Origin of the sequence: Bradyrhizobium sp. C9 (genome assembly GCF_002532045.1) — a bacterium.
Taxonomy (GTDB): Bacteria; Pseudomonadota; Alphaproteobacteria; order Rhizobiales; family Xanthobacteraceae; genus Bradyrhizobium.
In genome coordinates, this window is the sequence record NZ_NWTG01000020.1 from 141,406 (window position 1) to 147,405 (window position 6,000).

Here is a 6,000-nt window from a genome sequence, read left to right on the forward strand (position 1 = left end):
GAGCTCAGGCCGCGGCCTCGAGCTCAAGCTCCGCGTCGAGGTCCGCAATCACATCCTCGAACGCCGAGATCGCCTGCTGAATCGCCGCGATCTGCATCAGCTCCCAGCTGCCCACTGGTCCGTTGCGGTTTTGCAGCGCCACCACGAGATCGCGCCGCTGCTCCTTAAGCTGAACGAGCGGTAAACCGTGATCCGGAAGATTTCCCATTCGCATAACCCCTACCTTGGCTAGAGTTCCGCTTCTAAGCAAAGGGTTCTGAAAACGACTTACGGAACTGCCGCAAATTTTATCCAACTGGCCCACCACCGTAGTCTTACGTAGTCAGGACGACATGCTCGCGCTGCCTGCCACCGCATCGTTGATCGCGTCGAGCAACGCCTGAGTGACGCAATCGGTCGCCCACTCGCTCGTATGGAGATGCTCCTGTGCACCATCGTCGAGTTCGGAGAGCGGAATTCCGGCATCGACCCATTGCTTCATCAGCGCAAAGCGGCGGAACAGGTTGACCTTCCTGCTTGCAGCGACGTCGGCGATCATTGGCATGAACTGGTTGGCGAGCTCGAGCACATCTGGCGCGCCGATGATTGCCTGGGTGTATTGCGAATCCATCACAACGACGTCCAGCGGCAGCCCGGCGAGCACATCTAGTCCCGCCTCGAATGTCGCTTGCACCTGATCGAAGTTGTAGTTCCTGTACACGGCATTGGTGCCGACCTGCCAAATCACCATCACCGGCGCTTCGGCGATGACATCGGACTCGATGCGCGAGAACTCTTCCGGCGCCTCCTGCCCGCCGATCCCTCGGTTGACGATGTCGATCATCCGGCCGAAGGACTGCTTCTGGCTTCGCCATAAGATCTCCAGCCGTGGTGGAAATGGGAGAATTTTATCGGCTCCCGCGGTCGATGATGATCCGAGGGCAACGATCTTGACCTTCCGGTCGCGCTTGAGCGCTTGCGCAAGATGCGGCAACCCGTAGCTGAACTTGACGAGTTCGAGATGGGTTTCGCAGGCCCTCGGTGTCGGCATCGCAAACATCCTTGAGGCGAATGAATTGATGAATGCGCGCAGTAGGAGACGAAACCGGCGGCATTGCAAATGAAATCCGCCTGATCATAGTGGGCAGCAACCTGTTGCTGATACGGAGACCGCCATGAACGGAAAAGCCATCGTCATCACCGGCGCGCTTGGCGCGCTCGGCAAGGTGGTCGCCGAAGAAGCCCTGGCGCGCGGCGCGCGCGTTGCCGGCATCGATCATGCGGCCTCGCAGCTGGCTGCGACCGCCGATCGCATCGAGCTCGGCAATGTCGACCTCACCGACACCGCGCAGGCGACGGCTGCAATCGACAAGGCGGCGGCGCATTTCGGCCGGCTCGACGGGCTGATCAACATCGCGGGCGGCTTCACCTTCGAGGCGGTGAGCGACGGCGATCCCGCGACCTGGCAGCGCATGTTCGCGATGAACGTGATGACCGCCTTCAACACGTCGCACGCGGCGATTCCGCATCTCATCAAATCGGGCGCCGGACGGATCATCAATATCGGCGCGCTCGGCGCTTTGCAGGCCGCGTCCGGCATGGGTCCTTATGCGGCCTCGAAAGCCGGCGTCCACCGCCTCACCGAGTCGCTCGCCGCGGAACTCAAGGGCAAGGTCACGGTCAACGCCGTGCTGCCCTCGATCATCGACACCGCCGCCAACCGCGCCGCGATGCCGAAGGCCGACATCTCCAAATGGGTGACGCCGAAGGAACTCGCTGACGTCATCCTGTTCCTCGCCAGCGACGCCGCGAGCGCCGTCACCGGCGCGTTGCTGCCGGTCAACGGGCGGGTTTAGTCGGCAACCAGCAGCCGCAGCTTCGACCTGAAGCGGATGCTCTGCTTGCCGGCGAGCGCCATGCCGTCGCCCTCGGCGGTCTCGTCGGTGTAGGTGCCGGTAAAACCGATCGTGACCACCTTGCGTTCCCACACCGGGCGCTCGCCATAGGTCGGCGAATGCTCCTCGTTGGTGACCTCGCCCTTCCACTTGCCATCGGCCGCGGTGTAGCTGCCATGGGCAAAGAAGAACGAGTCCCCGCCGCGCATCTGGCCGTCGCGCAGCACCATGACGCCCTGGTTGCCGCCAGAGACCCCATCGAGAAATTCGACGGTGATGTGATAGAGGCCGTTCCGGATCATGAAATGGTCGTACCCTGTCCCGGCCCAATAATAGCCGCCTGGCCGCACTTTGGGCAAATTCCATCCGCCTCGATGGGCTCCATTCCGCGTTATGCTGGCACCTGAGTCGCGGCGGGATGCCGCAGGAGCCCATCCGTTGGAAACCGCGCTTTATCTGCCCGTCAAACGCTTCCTGGAAAAGCTCGGCTTCACGGTGAAGGGCGAGATCGGTGGCTGCGACCTCGTGGCGCTGAGCGGCAGCGATCCGCCTGTCGTGGTGATCGGTGAACTGAAGCTCGCCTTCAACCTCGAACTGATCCTGCAGGCGGTCGATCGCGCCGCGGCGGCCGATGAGGTGTGGATCGCGGCCAAGGTATCGGCACGCGGCAAGGGCCGCGAGAGCGACGCGCGCTATCGCAATCTGTGCCGGCGGCTCGGCTTCGGCATGCTCGGCGTCACCGACCGCGGCGACGTCGAGGTGCTGGTGCCGCCACCGACTGCGGCACCGCGTCGCAATCCGAAGAAGCGTTCGCGCCTGATCACCGAGCATCGGAAGCGTAAGGGCGATCCCGCCATGGGCGGATCGACGCGCGCGCCGATCATGACCGCCTACCGGCAGCAGGCGCTGGCCTGCGCCTGTGCGCTGTCGGATGGCCCCCGGCGGGTGCGCGACCTCCGCGCCGAGATTCCCGACGCCGGCAAGATCCTGCTGCATAATGTCTACGGCTGGTTCGATCGCGCCGAGCGCGGCATCTATGTGCTGACCGATGCCGGCCGTGCCGCGCTGAAGCGCTGGCCGCAGCAGCCGATCAATGCATCAGGGGCGGAAGCCGCCCCATAACAACAGGGGGAGACCATGATCGTCGTCACCGGCAGCGTCACCGCCCGCCCCGACTCCTTCGACGAAGTGCGGCGATTGAGCCTCGAACATGTCCATCGCTCGCGCACCGAGCCCGGCTGCATCTCACACGCGGTGCATGTCGACTGCGAAAACCCGCTCAAGCTGGTGTTTTTCGAGCAATGGGCCGACCGCGCAGCGCTGGCGGCACATTTTACGGTCCCCGCCTCACGCGATTTCGTCCGCTCGCTGCAATCTCTTGCAGCTGCAGCGACCACCATCGAACTTTATGACGCTCACAAGATTGAGAGACTCTAGCTGCATGGCTGGATTGCCATCTCATATTCATATTGCAATGCAACATTGGGGACCTTACGTATCTCCCGCGATTCAAAGATGAGGCGGCGATGAGCGGAGACTGGAATACCAAGTATGGCACCCGGCGTGTGCGGCATGATCCGCCGACGCTGGAGGAGGCAATCTTCGCCGCCATCGGCATCACCGATGACGTGGAGGCCCAGGCCGAGATCGCGTCGTCCCTGATGGGGCTGCCCTATGAAGAGGTGCTGGCCGAGGTGAAGAAAACCGCGCGCGTCAGCGCCCGCACCGGCACGGCAACCCGCGTGATCGCCGGCGAACAGGGCGCGCAGCGCTCCGTCGTGGTCGAGCGCCGCGTGGTCCGCCGTCTCGCGCCCGCCAAGCGCACCGGCACCTGAACAACGACATCCGGTTACTCAAAGAAAAAGGGCAATCCGCTGAGCGGATTGCCCTTTTTGTATTTGACGAAAGGTCTCGCTCAAGCCGCGCGGCCCCAGCCGGACATCTGCATCACCATTCGCCAGTAGGCGCGGTTCATGTCGACAATCGCGCGCGCGGCCTCGACCGGCGTAACCGGTGCAGCGACCGGCGCCGGTTCAGCCTGGTGCTGCTCGGTCAGGTCGATGCTGCCGGTCGACTCTCCGTGCCGGAAGGTCAGCTGCGCACCGAACTTGGTGGCGAGTGCGCGCATCGCGTCGTTCTGCGCGCCGGTGGTGATGCGCAGGCTGCCGTAGCCCTTGGCATGCGCCTCGGCGATCAGCTTGCGGAACAGCGTGCTGCCGACACCCTTGCGCCGCACCGACCGCTCCACGCTGAAGGCGATTTCCGGCTGCGTATCGGGTGACTGCTCCGGCGGATGCAGCTCGGCCGCGCCGCGGACCACGCCATCCTCGAAATAGGCGATGATGACCGTGCCGTCATTGGCGCAACGCTCGGCGTAGCGGCGGATGAAACTGTCGTCGATGAAGCCATGAAAACGATCATGGCGGCTGGTACGATCCAGTCGCAACAGGTGATCGCGCAGCAGAGGAAGCTCCTCCTGCTGGCTCAACGTCCGCACGGTGCCCTTGGCGGACGTCGGACGGATGGAATCATAGTTCATTTCATAACTCCTCTTGGTAGCCCTCGAGGAGGCGTCGAGTCCCTAGCAGTCCCTATATTGTGCGTCGCACCATATAATTCAAGTATCCAGATTCATTTAAGTAAACAATGATGTGATCGATAAATCACATCATTGCCTCATCATAATACCAATTGCGTTTGCGTAACCACCGCGACCAGCTTGCCGTCCTCGGTCTCCAGCCTGGTTTGCCAGACCTGGGTCCGCCGGCCGCGGTGAACTGGTGTCGCCGTCGCGGTCACGGTGGTCCCCTCCTTGGCTCCGCCGATGAAGTTGGTCTTGCTCTCCAGCGTCGTGGTGCCCTTGGCGTCCTCAGGCAGGTTGATCACGGTGGCGGCGGCGCCGACCGAGTCGGCGAAGGCCATCACCGCGCCCCCGTGGATCGTGTTGCGGAGGGTACAGAGGTCCGGCCGCACCAGCATTTTTGCGACCACGCGATCCGGGCCGGCCTCGGTGAAGGTGACGCCCTTCAGTTCCGCAAACGGCATCTTCATCGACTGGATCTTTTCGAGCGGCGTCATGGACTCTCCCTGGTTTTTTTCTTGCGGCGCTGTTGCGCGGGCAGCCCCCGCGCCTTCGGCCGTCTTCGATGTTGGTGCCGGCATGATGGATTGCCTGATCAGGTCCGGCAATGACCTCCGAGGTAGTGGTGCAGATGACGTCATGGCCGCCGTGACAATCCTTGGCGAGTCTGCATACCGTCCGATATGGGTGACTTCCCTCCCCGCCGGATCGTCTGCCTGACCGAAGAGACGGTCGAGACGCTCTATCTGCTTGGCGAGCAGGACCGCATCGTCGGCGTCTCCGGCTATGCGGTGCGGCCGCCGCAGGTCCGACGCGAGAAGCCGCGCGTGTCGGCGTTCATCTCCGCCGACATTCCGAAGATCCTGGCGCTCGATCCCGATCTCGTGCTCGCCTTCTCCGATCTGCAGGCCGACATCGTCGCCGATCTCGTGCGCGCCGGTGTCGCCGTCCATGTCTTCAATCAGCGCGATGTCGCCGGCATCCTTGCGATGATCCGCATCTTGGGCGCGATGGTCGGTGCTGCCGAGCGTGCCGGGCAGCTCGCGCAGGGCCTCGAACAACGGCTGGCTGCAATCGCGGCAACGCCGCGTCCGGCGCCGCGGCCAAAGGTCTATTTCGAGGAATGGGATGATCCGCTAATCAGCGGCATCGGCTGGGTGTCCGAACTGATCGGGATCGCCGGCGGCGAGGACGCGCTGCCGCATCTGCGCGCGCACAAGGCCGCCAAGGATCGCATCGTCACGCCCGACACCGTGCGCGCGGCGATGCCCGACGTGATCCTGGCCTCCTGGTGCGGCAAGAAGGTCGTGCCCGACCGAATCCGCACACGCGCGGGCTGGAGCGATATTCCGGCCGTGCGTAACGACCGCATCGTCGAGATCAAGTCGCCGATCATCCTGCAGCCCGGCCCCGCCGCGCTCACCGATGGGCTCGATGCGATCGTGAAGGCGTTGTGGGCGGAGCGATGAACCTTCCAACGTCGTCCCGGCGTAGGCCGGGACCCATATGTGGACGGCCCCCGTGGCACAAGAGCTTTCTGAGTAG

General features: G+C 63.6%; 10 protein-coding genes. 5 read left to right on the forward strand and 5 right to left on the reverse strand.

Annotated elements, in window-relative coordinates; genetic code table 11:
* Nucleotides 1-4: 4 nt before the first annotated feature.
* Together CO675_RS30210 and CO675_RS30215 are read right to left on the reverse strand one after the other, a co-directional pair.
* A complete protein-coding gene (locus CO675_RS30210; RefSeq protein WP_097675416.1) occupies nucleotides 5-208 on the reverse strand; it encodes a hypothetical protein in 204 nt (67 codons plus the stop codon).
* A 114-nt stretch (nucleotides 209-322) separates the two neighbouring features.
* The gene (locus CO675_RS30215) at nucleotides 323-1,039 is read right to left on the reverse strand and encodes an SGNH/GDSL hydrolase family protein (protein ID WP_245452985.1); all 717 of its coding nucleotides are present in this window, start codon (nucleotides 1,037-1,039) and stop codon (nucleotides 323-325) included.
* A 115-nt stretch (nucleotides 1,040-1,154) separates the two neighbouring features.
* Between CO675_RS30215 and fabG the strand changes: the two genes are divergently transcribed.
* The gene (gene fabG, locus CO675_RS30220; protein ID WP_097675417.1) at nucleotides 1,155-1,835 is read left to right on the forward strand and encodes a 3-oxoacyl-ACP reductase FabG; all 681 of its coding nucleotides are present in this window, start codon (nucleotides 1,155-1,157) and stop codon (nucleotides 1,833-1,835) included.
* Here fabG and CO675_RS30225 read toward each other — a convergent pair.
* Entirely contained in the window at nucleotides 1,832-2,176 is a 345-nt protein-coding gene (locus CO675_RS30225; protein WP_092113555.1) for a GrlR family regulatory protein, read from the reverse strand. The two genes, fabG and CO675_RS30225, sit on opposite strands and share 4 nt — an antisense overlap.
* Before the next feature lie 136 nt (nucleotides 2,177-2,312).
* Between CO675_RS30225 and CO675_RS30230 the strand changes: the two genes are divergently transcribed.
* From CO675_RS30230 to CO675_RS30240, 3 genes are all read left to right on the forward strand, one after another.
* Nucleotides 2,313-2,996 carry a DUF2161 domain-containing phosphodiesterase gene (locus CO675_RS30230; protein ID WP_097675438.1) on the forward strand — a complete coding sequence of 228 codons (684 nt, stop codon included), beginning with the start codon at nucleotides 2,313-2,315 and terminating at the stop codon, nucleotides 2,994-2,996.
* A gap of 15 nt (nucleotides 2,997-3,011) precedes the next feature.
* Nucleotides 3,012-3,311, forward strand: coding sequence for a putative quinol monooxygenase (locus CO675_RS30235; RefSeq protein ID WP_097675418.1), 300 nt, complete (start codon nucleotides 3,012-3,014; stop codon nucleotides 3,309-3,311).
* Between the two features lie 89 nt (nucleotides 3,312-3,400).
* On the forward strand, nucleotides 3,401-3,709 hold the full coding sequence (locus CO675_RS30240) for a hypothetical protein (RefSeq protein WP_050401418.1): 309 nt from the start codon (nucleotides 3,401-3,403) through the stop codon (nucleotides 3,707-3,709).
* Between the two features lie 80 nt (nucleotides 3,710-3,789).
* On the opposite strand, the gene CO675_RS30245 is transcribed toward CO675_RS30240, so the two are convergent.
* Together CO675_RS30245 and CO675_RS30250 are read right to left on the reverse strand one after the other, a co-directional pair.
* Nucleotides 3,790-4,413 carry a GNAT family N-acetyltransferase gene (locus tag CO675_RS30245; RefSeq protein WP_097675419.1) on the reverse strand — a complete coding sequence of 208 codons (624 nt, stop codon included), beginning with the start codon at nucleotides 4,411-4,413 and terminating at the stop codon, nucleotides 3,790-3,792.
* Nucleotides 4,414-4,553: 140 nt separating this feature from the next.
* On the reverse strand, nucleotides 4,554-4,952 hold the full coding sequence (locus CO675_RS30250; protein WP_097675420.1) for a PaaI family thioesterase: 399 nt from the start codon (nucleotides 4,950-4,952) through the stop codon (nucleotides 4,554-4,556).
* A gap of 186 nt (nucleotides 4,953-5,138) precedes the next feature.
* Between CO675_RS30250 and CO675_RS30255 the strand changes: the two genes are divergently transcribed.
* Nucleotides 5,139-5,924 (forward strand): cobalamin-binding protein, encoded by a 786-nt coding sequence (locus tag CO675_RS30255; RefSeq protein ID WP_097675421.1) that lies wholly within the window; start codon nucleotides 5,139-5,141, stop codon nucleotides 5,922-5,924.
* The last annotated feature ends 76 nt before the right edge of the window (nucleotides 5,925-6,000 follow it).

What these genes read in the sequence shown, in the direction of transcription:
- CO675_RS30210 (WP_097675416.1), bottom strand. Translation starts at nt 208, where the DNA reads ATGGGAAATCTTCCGGATCACGGTTTACCGCTCGTTCAGCTTAAGGAG.
- CO675_RS30215 (WP_245452985.1), bottom strand. Translation starts at nt 1,039, where the DNA reads ATGTTTGCGATGCCGACACCGAGGGCCTGCGAAACCCATCTCGAACTC.
- fabG (WP_097675417.1), top strand. Translation starts at nt 1,155, where the DNA reads ATGAACGGAAAAGCCATCGTCATCACCGGCGCGCTTGGCGCGCTCGGC.
- CO675_RS30225 (WP_092113555.1), bottom strand. Translation starts at nt 2,176, where the DNA reads ATGATCCGGAACGGCCTCTATCACATCACCGTCGAATTTCTCGATGGG.
- CO675_RS30235 (WP_097675418.1), top strand. Translation starts at nt 3,012, where the DNA reads ATGATCGTCGTCACCGGCAGCGTCACCGCCCGCCCCGACTCCTTCGAC.
- CO675_RS30240 (WP_050401418.1), top strand. Translation starts at nt 3,401, where the DNA reads ATGAGCGGAGACTGGAATACCAAGTATGGCACCCGGCGTGTGCGGCAT.
- CO675_RS30245 (WP_097675419.1), bottom strand. Translation starts at nt 4,413, where the DNA reads ATGAACTATGATTCCATCCGTCCGACGTCCGCCAAGGGCACCGTGCGG.
- CO675_RS30250 (WP_097675420.1), bottom strand. Translation starts at nt 4,952, where the DNA reads ATGACGCCGCTCGAAAAGATCCAGTCGATGAAGATGCCGTTTGCGGAA.
- CO675_RS30255 (WP_097675421.1), top strand. Translation starts at nt 5,139, where the DNA reads ATGGGTGACTTCCCTCCCCGCCGGATCGTCTGCCTGACCGAAGAGACG.